The organism is Escherichia sp. B1147 (assembly GCF_001660175.1).
Taxonomy (GTDB): Bacteria; Pseudomonadota; Gammaproteobacteria; order Enterobacterales; family Enterobacteriaceae; genus Escherichia; species Escherichia whittamii.
Genome location: NZ_LFHY01000005.1, coordinates 207,543 through 231,758, shown reverse-complemented (window position 1 = coordinate 231,758; position 24,216 = coordinate 207,543). Strand labels below are relative to the sequence as shown.

The 24,216-nt window shown below is 46.1% G+C and carries 22 protein-coding genes, 1 tRNA gene and 2 pseudogenes; 16 read left to right on the top strand and 9 right to left on the bottom strand.

Translation table 11 applies throughout. From position 1 onward, the window contains the following. Positions 1-91: 91 nt before the first annotated feature. From sixA to A9180_RS04265, 4 genes are all read right to left on the bottom strand, one after another. Positions 92-577 (bottom strand): phosphohistidine phosphatase SixA, encoded by a 486-nt coding sequence (gene sixA, locus A9180_RS04280; protein ID WP_064526460.1) that lies wholly within the window; start codon positions 575-577, stop codon positions 92-94. A gap of 202 nt (positions 578-779) precedes the next feature. Further along, positions 780-2,924 (bottom strand): fatty acid oxidation complex subunit alpha FadJ, encoded by a 2,145-nt coding sequence (fadJ, locus tag A9180_RS04275; RefSeq protein WP_064526457.1) that lies wholly within the window; start codon positions 2,922-2,924, stop codon positions 780-782. Continuing rightward, the gene (gene fadI / locus A9180_RS04270) at positions 2,924-4,234 is read right to left on the bottom strand and encodes an acetyl-CoA C-acyltransferase FadI (protein WP_064526454.1); all 1,311 of its coding nucleotides are present in this window, start codon (positions 4,232-4,234) and stop codon (positions 2,924-2,926) included. Before fadI ends, fadJ begins: the two co-directional genes overlap by 1 nt. Positions 4,235-4,413: 179 nt before the next feature. Next, positions 4,414-4,698 carry a YfcZ/YiiS family protein gene (locus tag A9180_RS04265; RefSeq protein ID WP_001296261.1) on the bottom strand — a complete coding sequence of 95 codons (285 nt, stop codon included), beginning with the start codon at positions 4,696-4,698 and terminating at the stop codon, positions 4,414-4,416. A 371-nt stretch (positions 4,699-5,069) separates the two neighbouring features. Here A9180_RS04265 and fadL point away from each other — a divergent pair, with 371 nt between their 5' ends. Then, positions 5,070-6,410, top strand: a complete 1,341-nt coding sequence (fadL, locus tag A9180_RS04260) for a long-chain fatty acid transporter FadL (protein ID WP_064526451.1) — start codon at positions 5,070-5,072, stop codon at positions 6,408-6,410. A gap of 60 nt (positions 6,411-6,470) precedes the next feature. Here the strand turns inward: fadL and mlaA are convergent, their stop codons facing one another. Beyond that, positions 6,471-7,226, bottom strand: coding sequence for a phospholipid-binding lipoprotein MlaA (gene mlaA, locus A9180_RS04255; RefSeq protein ID WP_064526447.1), 756 nt, complete (start codon positions 7,224-7,226; stop codon positions 6,471-6,473). A 293-nt stretch (positions 7,227-7,519) separates the two neighbouring features. Between mlaA and A9180_RS04250 the strand changes: the two genes are divergently transcribed. The 3 genes and pseudogenes from A9180_RS04250 to intS form a co-directional block, all read left to right on the top strand. Continuing rightward, positions 7,520-8,452 carry a formate/nitrite transporter family protein gene (locus A9180_RS04250; RefSeq protein ID WP_064526444.1) on the top strand — a complete coding sequence of 311 codons (933 nt, stop codon included), beginning with the start codon at positions 7,520-7,522 and terminating at the stop codon, positions 8,450-8,452. A gap of 75 nt (positions 8,453-8,527) precedes the next feature. Continuing rightward, positions 8,528-8,602: transfer RNA gene (locus A9180_RS04245), tRNA-Arg, on the top strand. A gap of 150 nt (positions 8,603-8,752) precedes the next feature. Beyond that, positions 8,753-9,229 (top strand): annotated as a pseudogene (gene intS, locus A9180_RS04240) (prophage integrase IntS); the annotation flags it as partial. Here the strand turns inward: intS and A9180_RS23800 are convergent. Beyond that, positions 9,223-9,912: pseudogene (locus tag A9180_RS23800) on the bottom strand (transposase); the annotation flags it as partial. The pseudogenes intS and A9180_RS23800 sit on opposite strands and share 7 nt — an antisense overlap. Positions 9,913-10,135: 223 nt before the next feature. On the opposite strand from A9180_RS23800, the gene A9180_RS04225 reads away from it, so the two are divergent. The 7 genes from A9180_RS04225 to A9180_RS04195 are packed head-to-tail and all read left to right on the top strand — an operon-like array spanning position 10,136 to position 16,380. After that, on the top strand, positions 10,136-11,251 hold the full coding sequence (locus A9180_RS04225) for an FAD-dependent oxidoreductase (RefSeq protein WP_064526441.1): 1,116 nt from the start codon (positions 10,136-10,138) through the stop codon (positions 11,249-11,251). 5 nt (positions 11,252-11,256) lie between these two features. After that, on the top strand, positions 11,257-12,294 hold the full coding sequence (locus A9180_RS04220) for a hypothetical protein (RefSeq protein ID WP_064526438.1): 1,038 nt from the start codon (positions 11,257-11,259) through the stop codon (positions 12,292-12,294). Further along, positions 12,282-13,049, top strand: a complete 768-nt coding sequence (locus A9180_RS04215) for an NAD(P)-dependent oxidoreductase (RefSeq protein ID WP_064526436.1) — start codon at positions 12,282-12,284, stop codon at positions 13,047-13,049. Before A9180_RS04220 ends, A9180_RS04215 begins: the two co-directional genes overlap by 13 nt. Before the next feature lies 1 nt (position 13,050). Further along, positions 13,051-13,866 (top strand): sugar phosphate isomerase/epimerase family protein, encoded by an 816-nt coding sequence (locus A9180_RS04210; protein WP_064526433.1) that lies wholly within the window; start codon positions 13,051-13,053, stop codon positions 13,864-13,866. Positions 13,867-13,880: 14 nt separating this feature from the next. Beyond that, a complete protein-coding gene (locus A9180_RS04205; protein ID WP_064526430.1) occupies positions 13,881-14,237 on the top strand; it encodes a DMT family transporter in 357 nt (118 codons plus the stop codon). A 5-nt stretch (positions 14,238-14,242) separates the two neighbouring features. Beyond that, positions 14,243-15,061 carry a glycosyltransferase family 2 protein gene (locus A9180_RS04200; protein ID WP_064526427.1) on the top strand — a complete coding sequence of 273 codons (819 nt, stop codon included), beginning with the start codon at positions 14,243-14,245 and terminating at the stop codon, positions 15,059-15,061. 2 nt (positions 15,062-15,063) lie between these two features. Then, a complete protein-coding gene (locus A9180_RS04195; protein WP_241957057.1) occupies positions 15,064-16,380 on the top strand; it encodes a hypothetical protein in 1,317 nt (438 codons plus the stop codon). 210 nt (positions 16,381-16,590) lie between these two features. Here the strand turns inward: A9180_RS04195 and A9180_RS24985 are convergent, their stop codons facing one another. Then, on the bottom strand, positions 16,591-16,728 hold the full coding sequence (locus tag A9180_RS24985; RefSeq protein WP_123057946.1) for a transposase: 138 nt from the start codon (positions 16,726-16,728) through the stop codon (positions 16,591-16,593). A gap of 583 nt (positions 16,729-17,311) precedes the next feature. Then, entirely contained in the window at positions 17,312-17,554 is a 243-nt protein-coding gene (locus A9180_RS04185; RefSeq protein ID WP_064526421.1) for a YfdY family protein, read from the bottom strand. Positions 17,555-17,905: 351 nt separating this feature from the next. Here A9180_RS04185 and lpxP point away from each other — a divergent pair, with 351 nt between their 5' ends. Then, entirely contained in the window at positions 17,906-18,826 is a 921-nt protein-coding gene (gene lpxP / locus A9180_RS04180) for a kdo(2)-lipid IV(A) palmitoleoyltransferase (protein WP_064526419.1), read from the top strand. A gap of 322 nt (positions 18,827-19,148) precedes the next feature. Next, positions 19,149-19,220, top strand: coding sequence for a membrane protein YpdK (gene ypdK, locus A9180_RS22475; RefSeq protein WP_010723117.1), 72 nt, complete (start codon positions 19,149-19,151; stop codon positions 19,218-19,220). Positions 19,221-19,283: 63 nt separating this feature from the next. On the opposite strand, the gene alaC is transcribed toward ypdK, so the two are convergent. Then, the gene (gene alaC / locus A9180_RS04175) at positions 19,284-20,522 is read right to left on the bottom strand and encodes an alanine transaminase (RefSeq protein WP_064526416.1); all 1,239 of its coding nucleotides are present in this window, start codon (positions 20,520-20,522) and stop codon (positions 19,284-19,286) included. A gap of 376 nt (positions 20,523-20,898) precedes the next feature. Here alaC and ypdA point away from each other — a divergent pair, with 376 nt between their 5' ends. Genes ypdA through A9180_RS04155 form a run of 3 tightly spaced genes read left to right on the top strand, consistent with a single transcriptional unit; the run spans position 20,899 to position 24,215 of the window. Next, the gene (gene ypdA, locus A9180_RS04165; protein WP_074399435.1) at positions 20,899-22,596 is read left to right on the top strand and encodes a two-component system sensor histidine kinase YpdA; all 1,698 of its coding nucleotides are present in this window, start codon (positions 20,899-20,901) and stop codon (positions 22,594-22,596) included. Between the two features lie 14 nt (positions 22,597-22,610). Further along, the gene (ypdB, locus tag A9180_RS04160) at positions 22,611-23,345 is read left to right on the top strand and encodes a two-component system response regulator YpdB (protein ID WP_064526407.1); all 735 of its coding nucleotides are present in this window, start codon (positions 22,611-22,613) and stop codon (positions 23,343-23,345) included. Between the two features lie 12 nt (positions 23,346-23,357). Beyond that, positions 23,358-24,215, top strand: a complete 858-nt coding sequence (locus tag A9180_RS04155) for an AraC family transcriptional regulator (protein ID WP_064526405.1) — start codon at positions 23,358-23,360, stop codon at positions 24,213-24,215. The last annotated feature ends 1 nt before the right edge of the window (position 24,216 follow it).

Sequence of the window (24,216 nt, the reverse complement as noted above, 5' to 3'; positions counted from 1 at the left end):
CGACTCCATCAGCGATATTGAATAAATTCATCGTATTGCAAGAAGGCAGATGCCCGGTGTAAACCTTACATCGGGCATCTTTTCAAACGAATCAGATAGCTTTCGCCACCTTCAAATTACACGGGCTCATCTGCCAGTTGAATGTGCCGTTTCCGCTTTCATCAAGCGTTACGCTGGCAATGGCCGAGGGGGTAAACATAGGCGGCGTTTCGCCCGGACATAACTCGGCAACCAGATACCCAACTAACGGTAAATGGGAGATAACCAACACCGAAGCAACACCTTCATTGGTCAACGCCTGCAAATAGGCACTGACCAGACCGGCATCGCCGCAGGGCGTTAACTCCGGCAGAACTTCTGCACTGGAAGGCAGGTTCAGACAATCCCCTACTTCCTCCAGTGTTTGCTCGGCTCGCAGGAACGGGCTCACCAGAACGCGTTCGATTTCCACTTTTTGACCTTTCAGCCAGTTCGCCATCAGGCGAGATTCGTCACAACCGTTAGTGGTCAGGGGACGAACCGAATCACTGGCGGCATCGAGGGCTGCGTCGCCGTGACGCATGATAAAAACTTGCATATTGCACCGCTTTTGTTAACCAGATTCGCCCGTCTTCTTTCATCTGAAACCCAAAAAAGAAAACGGTGGCCGGCATTGTGCCTTATCCATTCACCGAATGAAACGCTGTTTTTTACCTCAATGGCGTAAGAATAGTCAACATGCGTTTACACATTGACCAATACGCCGCCATTCAGCGCGGATTCATATAGCTTTGACCCTTTTAATGAGGGTCTGTTGCACTTGTTTTCCAAAAACTTTCCCCACGCTCGCCCATCTCTACTAAACGCTCGCAAGGGATGAAACGAGAACCATACTGCGTGGCCAGCCGTTGCATTATTGCAACCACTTTCCCCGCGCCGAGAGCATCGATATAGCGGAATGGGCCACCAAGAAACGGAGGAAAACCTATTCCAAATACCGCGCCAATATCCCCGTCACGCACACTTCGGATAACCTGCTCGTCCAGACAACGTACTGCTTCATTCAGCATCAACATCACACACCGTTCAGCAACCTGCGGTGCGGAGAGTCGCCCCTGCCCTTGCGCACCAATTAGCGGGTAAATGGCGGGATCGACCTGTTTTTTGCTTTTACGCCCTTTTTGGCCATAAAGATAGAAACCTCGGCCATTTTTTCTGCCTTTGCGATCATCATTCAAAATTGAAGAAACAACATTTGCAGGCGCGCTAAAACGTTCTCCATAAGTTGCTTCCAGTACAGGAATAATTTTAGTCCCGGTATCAATTCCTACCTCATCCAAAAGTTGGATTGGCCCTACCGGAAAACCAAACTTCACCAGCGCGGCATCAATCTGCTCAACACGTTCACCTTCGGTCAACATGCGGATAGCTTCGTTAATATAAGGCGCTAAGATGCGATTGACATAAAACCCGGCTTTATCCTTTACCACAATCGGCGTTTTGCCCTGTTTTTTCGCCAGTTTTACCGTGGTGGCGATGGTTTGCGCCGATGTCCCCGCATGAGGAATGATCTCCACCAGCGGCATTTTTTCTACCGGGCTGAAGAAATGCAGACCGATAATTTGCTCTGGTCGCGTGGCGTGAGCGGCGATATCGCCAATCGGTAAAGATGAAGTATTCGAAGCAAAGATGGTATGAGCGGCGCAATTTTGCTCCACTTCCGCCACCATCTTTTGTTTTAATTCGAGATTTTCAAACACCGCTTCAATAATCAGATCGCGATGGGCAAAGCCGCGATAATCCGTCGTTCCCGAAATTAATGCCAGTTGTTTGTCACGTTCGCTGGCTTTGAGATGTCGGCGACGCACTTTGCCCTCCAGCTGATCCCAACTGTATTTCAGCGCATGATTTATGCCCTGGGCATTGATATCTTTAATTCTTACCGGCAGACCCGCTTTACAGGCAGTAACGTAGGCAATTCCACCGCCCATCAAGCCACCACCTAAAATCCCCACGCTGTTTAATGGCGCAGGCGGAGCATCACTGCCGGGATCTTTCTTCACTTCAGTACTGGCAAAAAAGATACTACGCAAAGCCTGCGATTGCGGCGTCATCGCCAGTTCACCAAACGCCCTGGCTTCGGCGTCATAGCCACTGCTGGTCCCCTGCGCTAATCCGGTTTCAATAACGTCAAGGATGCGTTTTGTCGCCGGATAGTTACCCTGAGTTTTCTGCTCGGTTTTCTTGCCTACCATTTTGAACAGCAGTGCACGACCTAACGGTCCTGCCAGAATACGCTCGCGTACAGGTAGAGGGCGGGAAGATGGACGATCCTGCTTCGCCAGCTCAACTGCGGCTTCCAGTAAAATGGAGTGCGGAACGACGTCATCCACCAGCCCCAGCTTTAATGCCTGTTTCGCCCGAAGTTGTTTTCCGGTGAGGATCATCTCTAATGCTGTGCTGACGCCTGTCAGGCGCGGTAAACGCTGAGTACCGCCTGAACCGGGTAACAATCCAAGTTGTACTTCCGGCAAACCGAGGACAGTTTTAGGATCGTCAGTACAGACGCGGCCATGACACGCCAGCGCCAACTCCAGCCCGCCCCCCAGGCAGGCACCGTGAATAGCGGCAATAACCGGAACTGGCAGAGCATGAATCTCCGCCATCAACTGTTGCCCCTGCCGCGCCAGTGCTTCCGCTTCTTGCGCCGTTTTGCAGTTGCCGATCATGTTGATATCTGCGCCAGCGATAAAGTTGTCCGGTTTCGCAGAGATAAACACCACACCGCGCAGATCTTTGTTTTCGCGGAGTTGCTTAATAATGGCGCGGACCTGCGAGGCAAATTCCGCCTTCAGGGTGTTCATTTTCTCGCCGGGAACGTCGATGGTGATGATGGCAATATTGTCCAGACGGACATTAAGAGTAAACGCTGATGCCATTTCCATTATTCCGCCTCCAGAACCATTGCCGCACCAAGCCCACCTGCGGCACAGGCGGTCACCAAACCAAATCCACCGCCACGACGGCGAAGTTCGTGTAAGGTCTGAGTAATCATCCGCGCGCCGGTCGCCGCGAAGGGATGCCCGTAAGCAATCGAGCCGCCAAGCACGTTAAATTTGCTATCGTCCACTTCTCCTGTGGCATGTGCACGCCCCAGTACGTCGCGAGCAAAACGTTCGCTGCCAAGCAACTGAATATTGGCCAGAGCCTGGGCGGCAAACGCTTCGTGCATATCAATCAACGTCAGATCGGCCATTGTCAAACCAGCACGTTCCAACGCCAGCGGTGTTGACCAGGCCGGGCCGAGCAGCATATCCTGCCAGACATCAATAGCGGTAAATGCGTAGCTACGCAGGTATCCCAGCGGTATCAGCCCTAATTCTTTCGCCCGGGATTCAGTCATCAGGATCACCGCTGCCGCGCCATCGGTCAGCGGCGTACTGTTTGCCGCCGTTACCGTTCCGTGTTTACGATCAAACGCCGGGCGCAGTTTTGCGTAATCGGCAAGCGTGGAATTGCCGCGAATATTATTATCTTCCGCGAGAGGCTGTTTATAAGGCGGGATATACGCGGTCATGACTTCTTCATTTAATTTACCGTCTGACCATGCCTGGGCAGCACGCTGATGCGAACGGTGGGCCAACGCATCTTGCTGTTCACGGGTGATGCCATACGTTTTCGCCATTTGTTCGGCGGTGTCACCCATCCGTAATCCGGTGGAATACTCCGCCACCGCAGGCGGTACGGGCATTAAGTCACGCAAACGCAGGCGAGAAAAGAGTTTCAGCCGTTGGCTCATGGTTCGAGCTTTGTTGACATCCACCAACACGCGCGCCAATTTTTTACTGACGCCAATTGGCAATACCGAAGAGGAATCTGCCCCACCGGCAATCCCCGCTCGAATAGTTCCCGCCATCAGGCTTTCAGCAACGTTCGCGACGGCCTGGAAACTGGTAGCGCAAGCGCGGCTGACGCTGTAAGCATCGGTATGCACATTCATTCCAGTACCGAGAACAATTTCACGCGCAATATTGGGCGCTTCTGGCATTTGCACAACCTGGCCGAAGACCAGTTGCTCAATCACTTCTGCGGGAATTTCGCTGCGTGCCAGCAATTCACCTACGACCATCTTTCCCAAGTCAACAGCAGGAATGCCATGAAAAGCCGTCGCCTGGCGGGCAAAAGGCGTACGTAACCCGCTAACGATGGCGATACGATCGCCCTGACGGGTAACCAGCGGTAAAACCTGACCCATAACACTCCCCTGTAAAAAAATATATAAAGTGGTCTGACCTGATCATAGTCTTAACTATTTTTTTACATTTAGCCAAGCGGAGAAAAAGGAAAGTGAGAGCTATGACACACTGAAGACAGGAGAAAGAAAAGAAAACGCCCCTGCCTGTTGCTGGCAGGGGCGTATGTACCCGAGAGGAATTAACGCAGACCCAGCTGGAAGATAAGCATTTCAGCTTCGCAGGCAAAAGTGAAATCGATATCCAGGCGCACACCATCAGACTCTTCAGTGAAGGTCGGGGTGATTTTGCACGGTTCGGATTCCACGCTACGGGCTTTTTCAGTCAGCGCCGCCAGCGTTTGTTCTGCTTCTGCGCGGTTTGCAAACACACGGCTGTAAGACGCGGTGCAATCGGAGTTGTCCATAATGGTGCCAACATCCATACAGCAGCAAACCGGGGTTTCATCAGCACTACATTTACTCATCGTTGATTTCCTCTGTATGTGCACCCAAGGTGCCAGATAAACGTTGCGGATATTTTACGCTTCTGAAAAGTGCCACTCCAGTTGTTAATTCTGCAAAATCGGATAAGCGACCGAAATCACACTTAAAAATGATCTAAAACAAAATTCCCCCGAATCCATGAGTGCGCCACCTCCAAATTTTGCCAGCTGGATCGCGTTTCTTAGATCATATTTGAAAAAATATAGAAACATACTTGCAACATCCCATCTGGTCCGACCTATACTCTCGCCACTGGTCTGATTTCTAAGATGTACATCAGACCCTACACTTCGCGCTCCTGTTACAGCACGTAACATAGTTTGTATAAAAATAAATTATTGAGGTTATGGTCATGAGCCAGAAAACCCTGTTTACAAAGTCTGCTATCGCAGTCGCAGTGGCACTTATCTCCACCCAGGCCTGGTCGGCAGGCTTTCAGTTAAACGAATTTTCTTCCTCAGGCCTGGGCCGGGCTTATTCAGGGGAAGGCGCAATTGCCGATGATGCCGGTAACGTCAGCCGTAACCCCGCGTTGATTACCATGTTTGACCGCCCAACTTTTTCAGCGGGCGCGGTTTATATTGATCCGGATGTAGATATTACCGGACATTCTAATTTAACCGGTCAGAGTGCAAATGCTAAAAATATCGCACCGACAGCGTGGGTACCTAACCTGCACTTTGTCGCGCCTATTAACGATCAGTTTGGTTGGGGAGCGTCAATAACTTCCAACTACGGCCTGGCTACGGAATTTACCGACAACTACGCTGCTGGTATCTATGGCGGTAAAACCGATCTGCAGACAATCAACCTTAACCTTAGCGGGGCTTATCGCCTTAACAATAGCTGGAGTTTTGGTCTTGGTTTTGATGCGGTTTACGCCAAGGCAAAAATTGAGCGTTACGCCGGTTCGCTGGGGCCATTGTTGTCTCAACAGTTGATTGCCCGGGGTGTACCCGCTTCATTAACCAATGGTATTAATACTCCGGACTCTCAAATTGCTCATCTGAAAGGTGACGAATGGGGCTTTGGCTGGAACGCGGGTATTCTTTATGAACTGGATAAAGATAACCGTTGGGGCCTGACATATCGTTCAGAAGTTAAAATCGACTTCGAAGGGGATTACAAAAGCTCCATTAACCCAAATCTGAACAACATTTTGGGCAACATGGGCTTACCATATGGCACGATGGGTGCAACACAAAATGGGTCCTTAACGCTCAACCTGCCTGAGATGTGGGAGATTTCTGGTTATAACCGTGTTGCGCCGCAGTGGGCAATTCACTACAGCATGGCCTATACCAGCTGGAGCCAGTTCCAGGAGTTGAAAGCGAAAGGCGATAGTGGTCAGACTCTGTTCTATAAAGATGAAGGATTCCGTGACGCATATCGTATCGCGTTGGGTACAACCTACTATTACGATAAAAACTGGACCTTCCGTACCGGTATCGCCTATGACGACAGCCCGGTTCCGGCAGATAAACGTTCTATTTCCATTCCTGACCAGGATCGCTTGTGGTTAAGTGCTGGGTTAACCTACGCATTTAATGAAGATGCATCCATTGACGTCGGCGCATCTTATATGCATGGTCAGAAAGTGAAATTCACCGAAGGTGAAGGAGCGGCAGCTTATTCCTTCGAGTCTGAAGGTAAAGCCTGGCTGTTCGGCACGAACTTTAACTACGCGTTCTAATAACACGTTAGTTTAATAAGAAAAAAGGTGAGTTTTTCAACTCACCTTTTTTATTGGCTCTTATTCAGAATCGATATCTTTTAAATCATCCTGAATCGCTTGCGCGTTCGGGTTTTCCTGCGGTTTGAGTTCTCCGCCATTGGCGATGAAATCATGACGCTGGAAGTACGCCTCGCGCACCATGATGTAAGGATCGGACGACTGACGAAGCAGGCCATCAGAATCCAGCAGTTGCGCACGCGTTTCGATACCTTCAAGCGTCCATTTACCTACCGACATCGGCCAGGTCAACCACGAAAGCACTGGATAGAGGCCATCAGCCATATCACCGCCGTCATCACGCAGCGTAAAGCTACCGTAGAACGGTAACTGGACATAAGGCCCATACCCCACGCCATAGTGGCCAAGCGTGCTACCAAAGCGGTGAGGTTCCGTTCGTTGCAGTTTCGGATTCGCCATCCCAGCAACATCAATAAAACCGCCCATCCCCAAAAGAGTGTTCAAGAAAAAGCGGGTAAAGTGGACCATCCCCTGATAAGGGTCGCCCTGCAGGAAGTAGTTAACCATCACCGCAGGTTCTTCAAGGTTGCCAGTAAAGTTGCTTAACCCATTACGTGCCGGTTGCGGAACATAATCACGCCACACGACAGCCACCGGTCGAACCACATACGGGTCTAACACATTGAAGTTAAAATTGTACATGGTGCGGTTGAACCCTTCTAACGGGTCAGAACGCCCTTGCTGATCTGTTCCGGAACTCGCACACCCCACCAGAAGCGTAGTTCCCAGAGCAAGCGCCGACAGGCGAAGCTTCATAAATGTCTCCCTGTTTTTTTTATGGCTTATGCAGTTTGCCATCCATGACGGAACGATACCGTATCCGCCTGTTTAGGTGTGGGCGATTGTAACAGCACGTCAAATGATGTCCATACGCCCTGTTTTACTGATTTGATCATAGCCTGGTAATCACCGCCCTGTAGGCTACTTGATTCTATAGAAACAGAAAAAGGCAAACGTTGCCTTTTATGTATTTTCAGAGTAACTCCCGCCGGTTGCGAGCAAAAAAGCCACTACGCTTTAGCTATACGTGCTAATCAAGAGAACTCACCATGGATAACGATAAAATTGATAAACACAGCGACGAAATTGAAGTCGAGAGCGAAGAAAAAGAGCGCGGAAAAAAAATTGAAATAGATGAAGACCGGCTCCCTTCCCGGGCAATGGCTATCCACGAACATATCCGTCAGGACGGCGAAAAAGAGCTGGAACGTGACGCGATGGCGCTACTGTGGTCAGCCATTGCGGCGGGTCTGTCGATGGGCGCTTCGCTACTGGCAAAAGGGATATTTCATGTCGAACTGGAAGGCGTACCGGGCAGTTTTTTGCTGGAGAATCTCGGTTATACCTTTGGTTTTATTATCGTTATTATGGCGCGCCAACAATTATTCACCGAGAATACAGTTACTGCGGTACTGCCCGTAATGCAAAAACCGACAATGGGCAATGTCGGTTTACTGTTGCGACTTTGGGGGGTGGTTCTGTTAGGTAATATTCTGGGAACAGCTATTGCGGCGTGGGCTTTTGAGTATATGCCTATCTTTGATGAAGAAACCCGCGATGCATTTGTCAAAATCGGCATGGATGTGATGAAGAACTCGCCCAGCGAGATGTTCGCCAATGCGATCATTTCCGGCTGGCTAATAGCGACTATGGTATGGATGTTTCCGGCGGCGGGAGCAGCAAAGATTGTAGTAATTATATTGATGACGTGGCTTATTGCACTGGGCGACACTACCCACATCGTCGTCGGTTCTGTAGAGATCCTCTATCTGGTATTTAACGGCACGCTGCACTGGAGTGATTTCATCTGGCCATTTGCGCTACCTACTCTGGCGGGGAACATCTGCGGCGGCACCTTCATCTTCGCATTAATGAGCCATGCGCAGATCCGTAACGATATGAGTAACAAGCGTAAAGAAGAGGCACGCCAGAAAGCAGAACGTGCGGAAACCATTAAGAAAAATGATAAAAATCCGCTATAAGTGGCGAGGGTTTAAGCAATCGAGCGGCAGTGTACTTACCCCGCTGTTTAATAGCGGTTATACTCATGCCGCATTGTCCTCTTAGTTAAATGGATATAACGAGCCCCTCCTAAGGGCTAATTGCAGGTTCGATTCCTGCAGGGGACACCATTTATCAGTTCGCTCCCATCATCTGTACCAGTCCGCGAAATCCCCTTGAATATCAAACTTCCCGTGCATCCACAGTTCGTCATGGTTCGCGTAAGATTGTTAACAGCCGCACTCCATGACGGGTAAAAAGTGGATAAAATAATTTTACCCATGCTCACCGTTAAGCAGATTGAAGCAACAAAGCCGAAAGAAAAACCATACCGCCTTCTCGATGGTAATGGCCTGTACCTTTATGTCCCTGTGTCCGGTAAAAAGGTATGACAGCTTCGCTACAAAATTGACGGTAAGGAGAAAATACTGACCGTCGGAAAATATCCGCTTATGACTTTGCAGGAGGCAAAGGATAAGGCATGGGCTGCGAGGCAAGTCATCTCGGTTGGCATCGATCCGGTAAAAGCGAAAAAGGCTTCGTCTAACAACAATTCCTTTAGCGCCATTTACAAGGAATGGTACGAGCACAAGAAGCAAGTATGGTCAGTAGGGTATGCGACTGAACTTGCAAAAATGTTTGATGACGACATTTTACCTATCATCGGCGGCCTCGAAATTCAGGATATTGAGCCGATGCAACTGCTGGAAGTAATCCGCAGATTTGAAGATCGCGGCGCAATGGAGCGAGCCAACAAAGTCACGTCGCCACACCACACTACTTGATTTGGTTCTGTCACGGCGAACTGCCGTTCAAGATAGTTAGGGATAGCAACATGTTCATGACCGCCATGCCTGTACCGGTGAGTCGGCTGCTGGCAACTGACCAGCCCCAACTCTTTCATAAGCCTGCCAGCAAGCCAGCACCCCATCTGATAGCCTCTCTGGGTTGCCATTGTGACGATGATTCTTACTCCGACCGAACCATGGCTGATGCCATGTAGCTCAAGTACCTGACTGCGTAATACAGCCCGTCTGCCGCCTGGTTTTCCAGAACGATCCAGTATTTGTAGCTATTGCGATGAACCCCGAACACATGGCAGAGAGTGACCACAGGATAACGCGACCTGCGTTTCCCGATTATCGAGAACTGTTCAGGGAGTCCGGCATCAAAAACGCGGTAGCCTTTTTTAATATTTCGTTTTCCATTTCAATTCGTTGTAGCTTTTTCTTTAGCTCACGTATTTCGATTTGTTCCGGAGTTATCGGGGAGGCTTCTGGTGCTTTGCCCTGACGCTCATTGCGCAGTTGTTTGCCCCATCTTGTCATCGTGGAAAGGCCGACATCCATAGTTTGGCGGCATCTGCCACTGTGTAGTTCTGGTCAACAACCCGTTGAGCGGATTCGCATTTACAATCTGCACTGAAATTTCTTCTTTTCATTGGGATACTTGTTTGTTCTAAGGTGAGCATATCACCGCTGTTCAGCTGAACAAATTCAATAAACCACTAAAAATTCACAATAGACTTTCATTCATCTCATGAATTAAGTATTATCTTAATATTAAGGATAATCTAAAAATATAACTGCGGTTAAATTTTTGCAAGCCAAAACTTACCAACGTTAATACTTTTAGTTTTAACGTATTTTTCGGAGGTTACGATTATGGGGAGTAAAAATGTTGCAATCGCAGGAGGCGGTTTTTTTGGTTTGTATCTGGCAGAACAACTTGCATTGAAAGGTTGTAAAGTTACAGTTTATGAGAAAAGTCAAGAACTCATGTCCCGTGCATCCTATGTTAATCAGGCTCGAGTGCACAATGGCTATCATTATCCACGCAGCATCTTGACAGCGTTACGCTCTCGTATCTCTTTTCCTCGTTTTGTTACAGAATTTCGCGACTGCATTGAAGATGATTTTGCCAAATATTACCTTGTTGCAGGTGCGTTGAGTAAAATAACAGGTGCACAATTTAGTCGATTTTGTCAACGTATAGGTGCTGAATGTGAAGATGCTCCTCCGTCAGTGAAACGTTTGATTAATCCTGTACTTATCGATGCGGTGTTTACTACCCGTGAGTATGCATTTGATTCCCATAAGCTGCGTAATACAATGCTACAACGGCTTTCAGCGGCGAAAGTTACTATTGTAACGGACGCGGTTGTTGAAAAAGTTAGCAAATCTGGTGAGGGGTTAGAGGTAATCACAACAATATCTGGACAACCAGATATTAGTTATGTTGATCATCTTTTCAATTGTACTTATTCAAGAATTAATTATCTCTTGAATGGTTCTGAGCTTACATTAATTCCCCTTCGTCATGAAATGACGGAAATGTGTCTTGTAACTGTTCCAGATGAGCTAAAAAAAATGGGGCTAACACTAATGTGCGGCCCATTTTTTTCTGTTATGCCATTCCCACCAGCTCAACTACATTCCTTCAGCCATGTTCGATACACACCCCATTACCAATGGAATGACAGACCAAATAAACCTTATGAGGATGCATATAGAAAGTATGAACTGAATGAACGGCATTCGGCCTGGGGGCATATGATAAGAGATGCCACACGTTATATCCCTTGTTTGAGTGAATGCCAATATCAAAGCTCAATCTGGGAAGTAAAAACAATCCTTCCACGAAGCGATAGCGATGATTCTCGCCCAATTTTATTTCGCCCGAATTATATATTGAAGGGGCTTCACTGCGTGATGGGTGGGAAAATTGACAATATTTATGATGCTCTACATGAAATAGAACGCGTGATCGAGTTGAGTTGATAAAAATGAAAAGTGAATCTTTTGTATCAGTCGTTATTGTCATTCCAGACCACTTGAATGATATCTATGCTCCTTTATCTAAACTTGCCTCACTTCTGGATACGCTATATAGTGATTACGAATTAGTCGTTATAGCACCGGGGTTAGACAGTACTAGCGCACAGGTAGAAGATCGAGTGTTGAAGGATATTCCTTGTGTACGAATAATCCAGCTATCCACTCCCGTATTTCATGATGTTGCTTTAGCGGCTGGATTAGAAAGTGCTATTGGTGATTTTGTTGTTTTATGGAATCCACTGGCCGATCCGGTAGAAGTCGTACCTCAAAGTGTTAACAAATGTCGTGAAGGTGCCGATGTCGTAATTGGTGTTTCGAATAACGTTCGTTCACTACGTTATCGGATACTTCGTCGACTCATGAATGTTGCATTGCGCACCATAGATTATGAGATTCCTTCTAACTCAACGGGGTTGCGTTGTTTAAGCCGTCGCGCTGTAAATGCCGTTACTCGAATCGGTCGATTTCACCACCAATTCTATCTTCGTATTCACAAAACCGGCTATCCAGCCGAAGCCCTCATCTACAAACCTCTAAAACAATCAGAGGGCGCCGGGGTAGTAAAATCATTGCATCGATTGATGCACTTGGTAATATTTAACTCCACGAAGCCGCTACGTTGGATGTCTATTCTCGGTTTCGGCGGAAGTCTTGCGGGTTTTCTATTTGCTTGTTATAGCGTGTTGATCCATCTGTTCAGTGGGCTTATTGTTGAAGGCTGGACAACGACTATATTAGTTGTAACTTCATTATTTATAATTCAGTTCGTCATGATGGCTTTTTTTGGCGAGTATTTGGGGCGCCTGTTGGATGAAAGCAACTCACAGGCAGAGTATGCAGTGGTTTATGAACGAACAAGTGAAGTCATGGTTAATACCGATAGGTTTAATGTTATGCACACTTCTCTGCCACTAGAGTCTAATTATGTACAAACTGGTCGTGATGGTTTAACACCACAGACTATGGGGGAAGAATGGACGCATTGATTGGATATTCCGGTTTTGTCGGTACAACTTTATTAAGGCAACGTCGTTTCGATGCACTATATCGCTCAACCAACATCGACGAAATTGTTGGAAAAACATTTGACACGGTAGTTTGTGCCGGTGCCCCTGCACAAAAATGGCTTGCAAATAAAGACCCTGCCGGCGACATAAAAAAAATCAATAACCTAATTGAAAAATTAAAAACAATATCTTGTCAAAAATTTATTTTGATTAGTACTGTAGATGTCTTTAAAGATCCAGTTAATGTTGATGAGACCACATCAATCGAAACAGAAGGATTACATGCTTACGGTGCACACAGATATTATTTAGAACAATTTGTTAGCAAACAATTCCCAGACAATCTAATTGTACGATTACCAGGCCTCGTTGGGCCAGGTCTCAAAAAAAACATTATCTATGATTTTTTGCATAAAAATAATATTTTACAAATTGAAAGTCGTAGTATTTTTCAATTTTACCCGATGATCAACTTGTGGTATGACATTAATATTGCGCTACAACATAAATTATCACTGATACATTTGACTGCGGCACCAATAAGCGTCGCTGATATAGCACAACATAGCTTTGGCTTCGAGTTTTGCAATCACATTCAGGATAAACCTGGATATTACGATATGAAAAGTTGCCATAGTCACCTATTTACTAACGATCATGACTATCAGTATAACCGTCGTGAATCATTGATGGCAATACGCGCTTATGCACAATCTGAAATAGGCAGTAATTAAAATGAGACTTTCACTCTCAGGTATGGCCTGGAATATAACTAATGATAATTCCATCTGTCACTTACTACATTCCAGACAGATTGATGCAATAGATATTGTCCCTGGAAAATACTTCCCCAATCCGTTAGACGCAAGTGAACGCGAAATATTTGCCGTTCGCAATTACTGGCATGATAATGGAATTTCATTAGTTGGTATGCAATCACTATTATTTGGAACTCAAGGGTTAAATATTTTTTCAACCAACGAAGTACAAAAAAAAATGTTGGTTCACTTACAGGCTATCAGTCGTATTGCTGCCGGTTTAGGAATTCCAGCATTAGTGTTTGGATCACCTAAAAACCGCGACCGAAAGGGATTGTCTGATAGTATTACTCTTGAAATTGCAATAAATTTCTTTAATCATCTTGGTGATATTGCACAGCAAGAAGGCGTTTATTTTTGCCTTGAACCAAACCCAGTCTGTTACGGGGCAAATTTTATGATTAACAGTGCTGAAACTGCTTTTGTTGTTCGGCAAGTAAATCACCCTGCAATTAAAATGCAGCTGGATACTGGTGCCATCATAATTAACAAAGAAAATATTAATGATATCCTTCAGCAAGACGCTGATATCATAGGTCACATTCATCTCAGTGAACCAGATCTGGCTCCTTTAGGCTGTAGCGGTGCGAACCATACGCATATTGCTAATGCTCTCTATCACGCATTACCGAACTCTATTGCAACAATTGAAATGCTCGATCCCCAAAATAAACATTCGCTTTCCTCTATTGAGGATGCTCTTGATTTCGCAATTTCTCATTATCGTCAGTAGAAAGAGGGAATAGAATGAAGTGGCTCATTTTGATTCTTGGCATATTTTCTAATGCCTCGGCCAGTGTTCTGATAAAATTAGCAATAACCCCTCCCAGAAGGCTTCCAAGTCTGACTGAACCTCTTGCCGCGCTTGCAAATTGGCCATTATGGTTAGGGATATTTCTATATGGAATTGCCTTTTTGTTATATGCTGTTACACTGGCATTTTTACCTTTGAATGTAGCACACCCAATACTGACCTCTGGTGCAATTGCCTGTGTCGCATTATTCTCTGTCGTTATTTTCCGCGAACCAGTTTACTGGTCTACCATTACTGGAATTCTGTTGGTGATGAGTGGTGTCGCCCTTATTACCCTTAAAGTTAAGTAAACATTATGACTGAATTCATATCTCAAACACTTCGCGCCAAATGGCAAGTCCCTGCCTACGAAAACCAAATGTGGCTTGGTAAAAAACACAATTATTGTGTCGTTATCCCCGTAATTAACGAGGGCATTCGCATACATAACCTATTAGCAAGAATGGCTGCCATAAATGTATCAACTTATGCAGATATAATTATTGTTGATGGTGGCAGCACCGATGGTTCTCTGAATCCCAATATCCTACAGGAAAAAGGCGTTCGTGGTCTAATACTGAAAAAAGCACCAGGTAAGCTAAGCGCACAGCTAAGATGTGCCTATGCTTTTGCTCTTGAGCAAGGTTATGAAGGCATTGTGACTATTGATGGAAATGACAAAGATGATCCTGTGGCTATTCCACAATTTATCACAGCTCTAAAAAATGGTGTACATTTCGTTCAGGCGTCTCGTTTCCTTAATGGTGGTGTAGCAGAAAATACTCCTCTCACCCGAGATATTGCAATACGCTTTATCCATGCGCCTATGCTTAGTTTCTTTTCAGGATTTAAATGGACAGATACTACTCAAGGATTTAGGGGTTATAGTAGTAAAATGCTGCTTGACGAGCGTGTTGCACCGTTCCGTGATATTTTCTCATCTTATGAACTACTGGCATATCTTTCATACCGAGTCCCACAACTTGGTTATCGTTGCTTAGAAATTCCGACCATTCGTCGTTATCCTAAAGGTGAAATACCTACAAAAATAAATGGAATCAAAGGAAACTTTTCCGTATTGATTGTCTTATTTAAAGCGTGTTTTGGATTTTATAATCAAGGAAAAGGAAAATGAAAATGAAAATGAAAAATATAAACATCAGCAGTTATATTATTTTAATAATATTTGGCATGATAGTTTTGGCTATGCGTTATACGACTCCAATCATCAATCCCTGGCTTTATGCGGAAGATGGTGTCTGGGTTGCTAATGCATTGAATCATGGTTGGCTAGAAACCTTCATTAATGCCAGAGAAGATTATTTTGTATTCTTTAATATTTTCTTTTTGTTTGTATCAACATCAATCAGCAGTATTATAAGCGGGAGTCCCTTATTACTTCTTCCGCAATCTATAGCTGTAGCATCATATTTTTTCTATAGTCTAATGGCCGTTATGGCTTTTCATTTAATTATTAAAATATCCAATCCATTATTTTCTATTTTAGCATATTTCATAACTCTCTTATTGCCCTTAGGCCATTCTCAATCTGAAAATATCGGTCATTTGTTACAAATTGGTTTTTATATGCCAGCTATAGCGAGTGCTCTTATTATACAGAGAGAGTACGTCAATAAAAAAATTGCTAAATTTATTATTGACATGATGATCTGGTTAACTGCCGCAACAAACCCAGTCGTATTTATAATTGTAGGAGTTTATTATTCCTTCAAGTTGTTGAATGTTAAAAATAAATATACTTTAATTAAGGATATGCTACCTTTAGCAATATCCATGGTCATATTAGCTTTATTTATACTTCCTCGACTCAATGGCTCTGGTGGACTTGGTGACTATGGCTATAATCCTAATAATATTATTGAAATGGTAACAGCTCGACTGCTACTTTATCCATTTGTATTTCCGTGGTATGAAAAATTAAATGATTCAATATCGATAGCCCTATCATTCGTATATGTTATCTTTTGCACAACGATTATTTACAAAACTAAAGATGCAACAATAAAAAAACATTTACTTACTTTAGCGATCGCACTCTTTATCTGTCTTATTACGACTGTTTTCGGTAGAATCGGCCTCAGCGATCTCTTGAATAACTATCAAATTACATTTCCCGATAGATATTTTGTAGGAACAAATTTTCTCTCTATCTTATTGTTCATAGCATGTTTATCCCAATGTAATTTCTCAAAGCCAATCAGTTATTTATCTTATTTTATTTCCGGAGTGTTATTGTGTATTTATATTGTGAATGCAGACATAATATCAGAAAGTGAAATGGCAAAGAAAAACATTTTTTTAAATGATCATTTTTATTATTCAATATGTCACGCTGAAAAAATTGATAACGCAAATTCAGCCATACAAATCAAACCAGCAAACTGGGTTATGATTGTTCCAACAAACTTAATTAGCGAAATTCACTGCCACTAAAGTATTGCATGATTTATGCCCCGAAGCAGGGGCTTTAATTTTTCTGGTCACTTAATACAAATGACCAGAAATTAGCGATTCTTTTTTAAGCAGATACAGACTCAGAGGTTCTTTTTACTTTCCAGATTCAGCTCTTGTATCGTCTTAACTGCTTTGTCCTGATAACGGTCATCTTCCTGTATTTTATATTGAATAGCATCCAGCCAGACGCTAGAACTTTTCTAGTGGACGTTGTTGCCACTGGTTTAACTCAGAAATAACTTTATTTGCCACGATGATGATAGTCGTAGCGGACACGCTGAAAACATATAAATCTTCAATCTCACTGCAGATATCCTGGCAACGTATCCCAAATGCAACAAGAGAATGATAATCCGTTTAACCTTATCGGGCAGCGCGGTCTGGCTCTTTTCACTAACAGGGAGTCAACCGAGCGATTAGAATCGCGTGACGTAGCCCGTTCGAAACTGCCCGTTGTAGCTTAAATGATCTTTTTACTGGAACCGTTTTAAGGCCATGCTTCCAACTACTGAATCAAACGAGAGCCAAATTCCGCAGTCAATGCAGCTGAGGTTAACTATTTGATTAACTGGGTTAAAATGACGTCTTTATCCGTTAGATCCGGACTGAAGTACTTCAGGGGTTTTATCAAAATCGAAAGACCGGTACATATGTCATTCCTTTCTGATTGTAAATTACTGGAATGCCCCCAAATTCCTAATACTCTCTTTTTTTCGTGTTTGCACACAATTCTATGCAAATGCCCTTTATCGGAAATGACCGTAAAAACGGCCATCAACTCAACAATAACGGTCATGTCCAGCCGATTGCTCTAAAGTGGCATTATATATTCACGAAATGGATGGTCACAGGTGAACAATCTCTTCAGTTGGTGCTCTGAACACCTGCCATAAAAATTTTCGTCCCCCTACTACCGCCTTCCGTACCCCACCATAAAGCGAATCATCAATCCGCAGGCTGGTGCAAGAAACATAAATATTCCCGTGACCAACTCATTGCCACTGGTTAGCCACATCGTGGTGTAATAAATGAGTGCGGCAAGGATGACCATGCCGAAGAAAGAAGAGACAGCAGAAACTACATTTAATACCTGACCGATATATCCGCTAACGCAGACGATACACAAGGCGAGAAACATCCATAAATAAATCATAGCTCAACCTCCTGCCGTGCTAAAAAACGTGTTACTTTATTTACTTCAATAGTAAGACAATTCTTAATCACTGGCAATATTAACAAAACATCAATAAAAACAATATATTATAGACATGACTGTACATCCCTGAAAAATATTTACTTGAGCAATAAATAATCAGTAGCTGAAAATAATCAGCTGGTGATAAAATAGAAAAACCGTATTCATGCTCCTCGTGGTTATGTCCTGACTAGTCTTTACACTCTTTACAGGAACCATTGTCGTACATGATGGCCCAATCAATTGAGTGTACCGCTGTAGACATGGAATCTTCTGCGATACAACAATTCGTATCTACTGAAGGTAACTATGTTTCCACAATGCAAATTTTCCCGCGAGTTCCTGCATCCTCGCTACTGGCTGACGTGGTTTGGTCTTGGCGTACTCTGGCTTTGGGTACAACTTCCTTACCCTGTTCTGTGCTTTCTTGGCACGCGTATCGGCACAATGGCCAGGCCGTTCTTGAAACGTCGCGAATCCATCGCCCGCAAAAACCTTGAGCTTTGCTTCCCGCAACTTTCCTCTGAAGAGCGCGAGAAGATGATTACCGACAACTTTCGCTCGCTCGGAATGGCGTTGGTAGAAACTGGAATGGCGTGGTTCTGGCCAGATCGTCGCGTGCGTAAATGGTTTGATGTCGAAGGGCTGGATAACCTGCAACGCGCACAAATGCAAAATCGCGGCGTGATGGTTGTCGGTGTGCACTTTATGTCGCTGGAGTTGGGTGGCCGCGTAATGGGGCTTTGCCAACCGATGATGGCAACTTACCGTCCGCATAATAATCAACTGATGGAATGGGTACAGACCCGTGGTCGCATGCGTTCCAATAAAGCGATGATCGGTAGAAATAATCTGCGTGGCATTGTCAGTGCGCTGAAAAAAGGTGAAGCTGTATGGTTTGCACCTGACCAGGATTATGGTCGTAAGGGTAGCTCCTTCGCACCATTCTTTGCGGTAGAAAATGTTGCTACAACCAATGGTACCTACGTCCTCTCTCGCCTCTCTGGCGCGGCTATGCTAACTGTGACGATGGTGCGAAAAACCGATTATAGCGGTTACCGTCTGTTTATTACGCCAGAGATGGAAGGCTATCCGGCTGATGAAATTCAGGCCGCCGCCTATATGAACAAAATTATTGAGAAAGAGATTATGCGCGCACCAGAGCAGTATCTCTGGATCCATCGCCGCTTCAAAACGCGTCCGGTGGGTGAAGCCTCGTTATACGTTTAGCAAATAACCCAAACTTTTTCCCTCCTCAGATAAGCCATAATAACATCATGGTTTTTATGGCTTTTTTCTTAAGATTTTTCCCTTCGCTGAATCGTGAATTATTACTGCCGGAAATCAATCTGTCGCCGATATGCGACACTCGTAAGTTACTAAAAGTAAATAAGAAAATGCCACTTGTTTCGATTTAGTTTTAGGCGTACATTAGCGCCGTCTCGAGCCAATATGCTCAGAATTCTGAGGTGATGCCCGCGGGTGTCAGCTCACTGTATCAGGTGTAATGAAGTCATTCAGGCGTAACAGTAATTACGCGGAGAGATGTAAAGTGAAATATTTCTTTATGGGCATTTCTTTTATGGTCATCGTTTGGGCCGGTACTTTTGCCCTGATGATCTAAAAGTAAACTGCGAAACGAAAAACAGGAGCCATCTGGCTCCTGTTTGCATTTCTGGCGAAGGCGTTATTCAGCGTTTTCGTGAATATGTTTGCTGCTGGCTGGCAGTATGCCGTCAGCACGGAACATCGCTTTAATCCCTCTGATTGCCTGACGAATACGGTCGCGGTTTTCAATCAGCGCAAAGCGGACATGCGTGTCACCGTAGTCGCCAAAGCCAATCCCCGGCGATACACACACTTTCGCTTCGTTCAGCAGCTTCTTGGCAAATTCAAGCGAGCCCATTGCCGTATACGGTTCCGGAATTTTTGCCCAGACATACATCGAAGCCTTCGGCATTTCGACCATCCAGCCCGCTTCATGCAGCCCTTTTACCAGCACATCGCGCCGACGCTTATACTGTTCGGCAATGTCACGCACGCACTGCTGATCGCCTTCCAGCGCCGCGATGGCGGCAACCTGTAACGGCGTAAAGGTACCGTAATCGTGATAACTTTTGATGCGTGCCAGCGCGCTAACCAGCGTTTTATTGCCCACCATAAAGCCGATACGCCAGCCCGCCATGTTGTAGCTTTTCGACAGGGTAAAGAACTCGACCGCAACGTCACGTGCGCCCGGCACCTGCATGATTGACGGCGCTTTCCAGCCATCGTAAACGATATCAGCATAGGCCAGGTCGTGGACCACCAGCACATCGTAGCGTTTCGCCAGCGCCACAACTTTTTCGAAGAACTCCAGTTCTACGCATTGCGCAGTAGGGTTTGACGGGAAGCCGAGGATCATCATCTTCGGTTTCGGATAACTTTCACGAATAGCGCGTTCCAGTTCGTTGAAGAAATCGACACCTTCCACCAGCGGCACTGAACGTACCTGCGCACCAGCAATCACCGCGCCGTAAATATGAATGGGATAGCTTGGATTCGGCACCAGCACGGTATCGCCGTGATCCAACGTCGCCAGCATCAGGTGCGCCAGCCCCTCTTTCGAGCCAATGGTGACGATGGCTTCTGATTCCGGGTCGATCTCAACATCGTAGCGTTCCCGATACCAGCGAGAAATCGCGCGACGTAACCGAGGAATACCGCGTGAGGTAGAGTAACCGTGTGTGTCCGGTCGCTGCGCCACAGTACATAATTTTTCGACAATATGCGGCGGGGTCGCGCCGTCCGGGTTACCCATACTGAAATCAATAATATCTTCGCCACGCCGACGCGCAGCCATTTTCAGTTCAGCGGTAATGTTAAAAACGTAAGGCGGGAGACGATCAATGCGCGTAAAGCGACGTTCAGGGCGAGTGTCAGCCATAATTTCCTCAGATTAACGTTAGCGCCCGGACCGTCCGAGCGACGCAGCCACGATGGTGGCTGATTTGAAAATAGCCTGATTAATTTCTGTCTGTCCAGCGTTTTAGAAAATTATTATCAATGCGAAAAAAAGAGGATCGAAACATTAAAAACAGGAAATTTAGATTCGCCAACAAGAAAATCATCATCAATTGCATTAACAATATAATTTCAAAAAATTTACCAATGAGTTTGATGCTGACAAGAGATGCATTGCCAGTACACCATTTAGCTTTCAATCCCCTTTTAAATTTGTGGTTTTTCCTCAAAAGTAGCGCACTGGTCATCAGCCCTCAGGTTACCTATCATAGAGGTTTAAACCTTATTCAGAGTTACCCGTGCACGAAATATTCAACATGCTGCTGGCGGTCTTCGATCGGGCAGCGCTAATGCTTATCTGCCTGTTCTTCCTTATTCGTATCCGCCTGTTTCGCGAGCTGTTGCACAAGTCGGCGCACTCAGCGAAAGAGCTGCTCGCTGTTACCGCCATTTTCTCGATGTTCGCCTTGTTCAGCACCTGGTCCGGCGTACCAGTGGAAGGTTCGCTGGTTAACGTGCGTATTATCGCGGTAATGTCAGGCGGGATTCTGTTTGGCCCGTGGGTAGGCATCATTACCGGCGTGATCGCGGGTATTCATCGTTATTTAATTGATATTGGTGGCGTGACGGCTATCCCCTGCTTCATCACCAGTATTCTGGCGGGATGCATCTCTGGTTGGATCAATCTGAAAATCCCTAAAGCGCAACGTTGGCGCGTCGGTATTCTCGGCGGCATGCTCTGTGAAACGTTGACCATGATTCTGGTGATTGTCTGGGCGCCAACCACTGAGCTGGGGCTGGATATCGTCTCCAAAATCGGTATTCCGATGATCCTCGGCAGTGTTTGTATTGGCTTTATTGTGCTGCTGGTGCAAAGCGTTGAAGGCGAAAAAGAGGCCAGCGCCGCGCGCCAGGCCAAGCTGGCGCTGGATATCGCCAATAAAACGCTGCCGCTGTTTCGTCATGTGAATAGCGAATCGTTACGTAAAGTTTGCGAAATTATCCGCGATGACATTCACGCCGATGCGGTGGCAATAACCAATACCGAACATGTGCTGGCCTATGTTGGCGTCGGTGAGCATAACTATCAGAATGGCGATGACTTCATTAGCCCAACGACGCGTCAGGCAATGAATTACGGGAAAATCATCATTAAAAACAATGATGAAGCCCACCGCACACCAGAGATTCATTCCATGCTGGTGATCCCATTGTGGGAGAAAGGCGTTGTGACCGGGACGCTGAAAATTTACTACTGCCATGCGCATCAGATAACTTCGTCATTACAGGAGATGGCGGTCGGTCTGTCGCAAATCATCTCTACCCAACTGGAGGTTTCCCGTGCCGAGCAGCTGCGGGAAATGGCAAATAAGGCAGAGCTTCGCGCCCTGCAAAGTAAAATTAATCCCCATTTTCTGTTTAACGCTCTGAACGCTATTTCATCGTCGATCCGTCTGAATCCAGACACTGCTCGCCAGCTGATCTTTAATTTGTCGCGCTATCTGCGCTATAACATTGAATTAAAAGACGATGAGCAAATTGATATCAAAAAAGAGCTGTACCAAATCAAAGACTATATCGCCATTGAGCAGGCCCGCTTTGGCGACAAGCTGGCAGTTATCTACGATATTGATGAAGAGGTGAATTGCTGTATACCCAGCTTGCTGATCCAGCCGTTGGTGGAGAACGCCATCGTCCACGGTATTCAGCCTTGCAAGGGAAAAGGCGTTGTCACCATCAGCGTTGCGGAGTGCGGTAACCGAGTACGCATTGCGGTAAGAGATACCGGGCATGGCATCGATCCAAAGGTGATTGAGCGGGTCGAAGCGAACGAAATGCCAGGCAATAAAATCGGCCTGCTGAATGTGCATCATCGCGTGAAGTTGTTATATGGCGAGGGGCTGCATATCCGCCGCCTGGAACCAGGAACGGAAATTGCGTTTTACATTCCTAACCAACGCACCCCTGTCGCCTCACAAGCTACGTTATTGCTTTGAGCCGGAGTGATATTGTGAAAGTCATCATTGTTGAAGACGAATTCCTGGCACAACAGGAACTTAGCTGGCTTATTAAAGAGCACAGCCAGATGGAGATTGTCGGCACCTTTGACGACGGTCTGGACGTGTTGAAGTTTTTGCAGCATAACCGCGTCGACGCCATTTTTCTGGATATCAATATTCCGTCGCTGGATGGCGTGCTGCTGGCGCAAAACATCAGCCAGTTCGCTCATAAACCGTTTATTGTGTTTATCACCGCGTGGAAAGAGCATGCGGTGGAAGCGTTTGAACTGGAGGCATTTGACTACATTCTCAAACCGTATCAGGAGTCACGGATTACCGGGATGCTGCAAAAGCTGGAAACCGCCTGGCAGCAACAGCAAACCAGCAGCACGCCCGCCGTGCCGTTAACGCGTGAGAATGACACCATTAATCTGGTGAAAGATGAACGCCTCATCGTGACGCCGGTTAATGATATCTACTACGCCGAAGCGCACGAGAAAATGACCTTTGTCTATACGCGGCGTGAATCTTATGTGATGCCGATGAACATCACCGAGTTTTGCAGCAAACTGCCGTCGTCGCATTTTTTCCGCTGCCATCGCTCATTTTGCGTCAACCTGAACAAAATCCGCGAGATCGAACCGTGGTTTAACAATACCTATATTCTGCGGCTGAAAGATCTGGATTTTGAAGTGCCGGTCAGCCGCAGTAAAGTTAAAGAATTCCGCCAGTTAATGCATCTGTAATCAGGAAGATCCATGAAAGCAACAGGCTTGCCCGCCGATCAACAATTTTTCGCCGATCTGTTCAGCGGCCTGGTGCTTAACCCGCAACTGCTTGGGCGCGTCTGGTTTGCCAGCCAGCCTGCCTCGCTGCCGGTAGGCAGTTTGTGTATTGATTTTCCCCGTCTGGATATTGTGCTGCGCGGCGAATACGGCAACCTGCTGGAAGCAAAGCAGCAGCACATGGTGGAAGGAGAAATGCTGTTTATTCCGGCGCGCGCGGCTAATTTACCAGTGAACAAAAAACCGGTGATGCTGTTAAGCCTGGTGTTCGCACCGACCTGGCTGGGGTTATCGTTTTACGATAGCCGCACAACGTCGTTGTTACACCCGGTTCGCCAGCTCCAGCTTCCCAGCCTGCAACGCGGCGAAGGTGAAGCAATGCTTACCGCCCTCACCCATCTCAGCCGTTCGCCGCTGGAGCAGAATATCATTCAGCCACTGGTGTTAAGTTTGCTGCATCTTTGCCGCAACGTGGTGAATATGCCTCCAGGTCATTCACAGTCGCGCGGCGATTTTCTCTATCACAGCATTTGTAACTGGGTTCAGGATAACTACGCCCAGCCGCTCACCCGCGAGAGCGTGGCGCAGTTTTTTAATATCACGCCCAATCATCTGTCAAAACTGTTTGCGCAGCATGGGACGATGCGTTTTATCGAGTATGTTCGCTGGGTACGAATGGCGAAGGCGAGGATGATATTGCAGAAATATCATCTGTCGATTCATGAAGTGGCGCAGCGTTGCGGCTTTCCGGATAGCGACTATTTTTGTCGCGTCTTCCGGCGTCAGTTTGGCCTGACGCCGGGAGAGTACAGCGCCCGTTTTCAGGGCTAAG

What these genes read in the sequence shown, in the direction of transcription:
- sixA (WP_064526460.1), bottom strand. Translation starts at nt 577, where the DNA reads ATGCAAGTTTTTATCATGCGTCACGGCGACGCAGCCCTCGATGCCGCC.
- fadJ (WP_064526457.1), bottom strand. Translation starts at nt 2,924, where the DNA reads ATGGAAATGGCATCAGCGTTTACTCTTAATGTCCGTCTGGACAATATT.
- fadI (WP_064526454.1), bottom strand. Translation starts at nt 4,234, where the DNA reads ATGGGTCAGGTTTTACCGCTGGTTACCCGTCAGGGCGATCGTATCGCC.
- A9180_RS04265 (WP_001296261.1), bottom strand. Translation starts at nt 4,698, where the DNA reads ATGAGTAAATGTAGTGCTGATGAAACCCCGGTTTGCTGCTGTATGGAT.
- fadL (WP_064526451.1), top strand. Translation starts at nt 5,070, where the DNA reads ATGAGCCAGAAAACCCTGTTTACAAAGTCTGCTATCGCAGTCGCAGTG.
- mlaA (WP_064526447.1), bottom strand. Translation starts at nt 7,226, where the DNA reads ATGAAGCTTCGCCTGTCGGCGCTTGCTCTGGGAACTACGCTTCTGGTG.
- A9180_RS04250 (WP_064526444.1), top strand. Translation starts at nt 7,520, where the DNA reads ATGGATAACGATAAAATTGATAAACACAGCGACGAAATTGAAGTCGAG.
- A9180_RS04225 (WP_064526441.1), top strand. Translation starts at nt 10,136, where the DNA reads ATGGGGAGTAAAAATGTTGCAATCGCAGGAGGCGGTTTTTTTGGTTTG.
- A9180_RS04220 (WP_064526438.1), top strand. Translation starts at nt 11,257, where the DNA reads ATGAAAAGTGAATCTTTTGTATCAGTCGTTATTGTCATTCCAGACCAC.
- A9180_RS04215 (WP_064526436.1), top strand. Translation starts at nt 12,282, where the DNA reads ATGGACGCATTGATTGGATATTCCGGTTTTGTCGGTACAACTTTATTA.
- A9180_RS04210 (WP_064526433.1), top strand. Translation starts at nt 13,051, where the DNA reads ATGAGACTTTCACTCTCAGGTATGGCCTGGAATATAACTAATGATAAT.
- A9180_RS04205 (WP_064526430.1), top strand. Translation starts at nt 13,881, where the DNA reads ATGAAGTGGCTCATTTTGATTCTTGGCATATTTTCTAATGCCTCGGCC.
- A9180_RS04200 (WP_064526427.1), top strand. Translation starts at nt 14,243, where the DNA reads ATGACTGAATTCATATCTCAAACACTTCGCGCCAAATGGCAAGTCCCT.
- A9180_RS04195 (WP_241957057.1), top strand. Translation starts at nt 15,064, where the DNA reads ATGAAAATGAAAAATATAAACATCAGCAGTTATATTATTTTAATAATA.
- A9180_RS04185 (WP_064526421.1), bottom strand. Translation starts at nt 17,554, where the DNA reads ATGATTTATTTATGGATGTTTCTCGCCTTGTGTATCGTCTGCGTTAGC.
- lpxP (WP_064526419.1), top strand. Translation starts at nt 17,906, where the DNA reads ATGTTTCCACAATGCAAATTTTCCCGCGAGTTCCTGCATCCTCGCTAC.
- alaC (WP_064526416.1), bottom strand. Translation starts at nt 20,522, where the DNA reads ATGGCTGACACTCGCCCTGAACGTCGCTTTACGCGCATTGATCGTCTC.
- A9180_RS04155 (WP_064526405.1), top strand. Translation starts at nt 23,358, where the DNA reads ATGAAAGCAACAGGCTTGCCCGCCGATCAACAATTTTTCGCCGATCTG.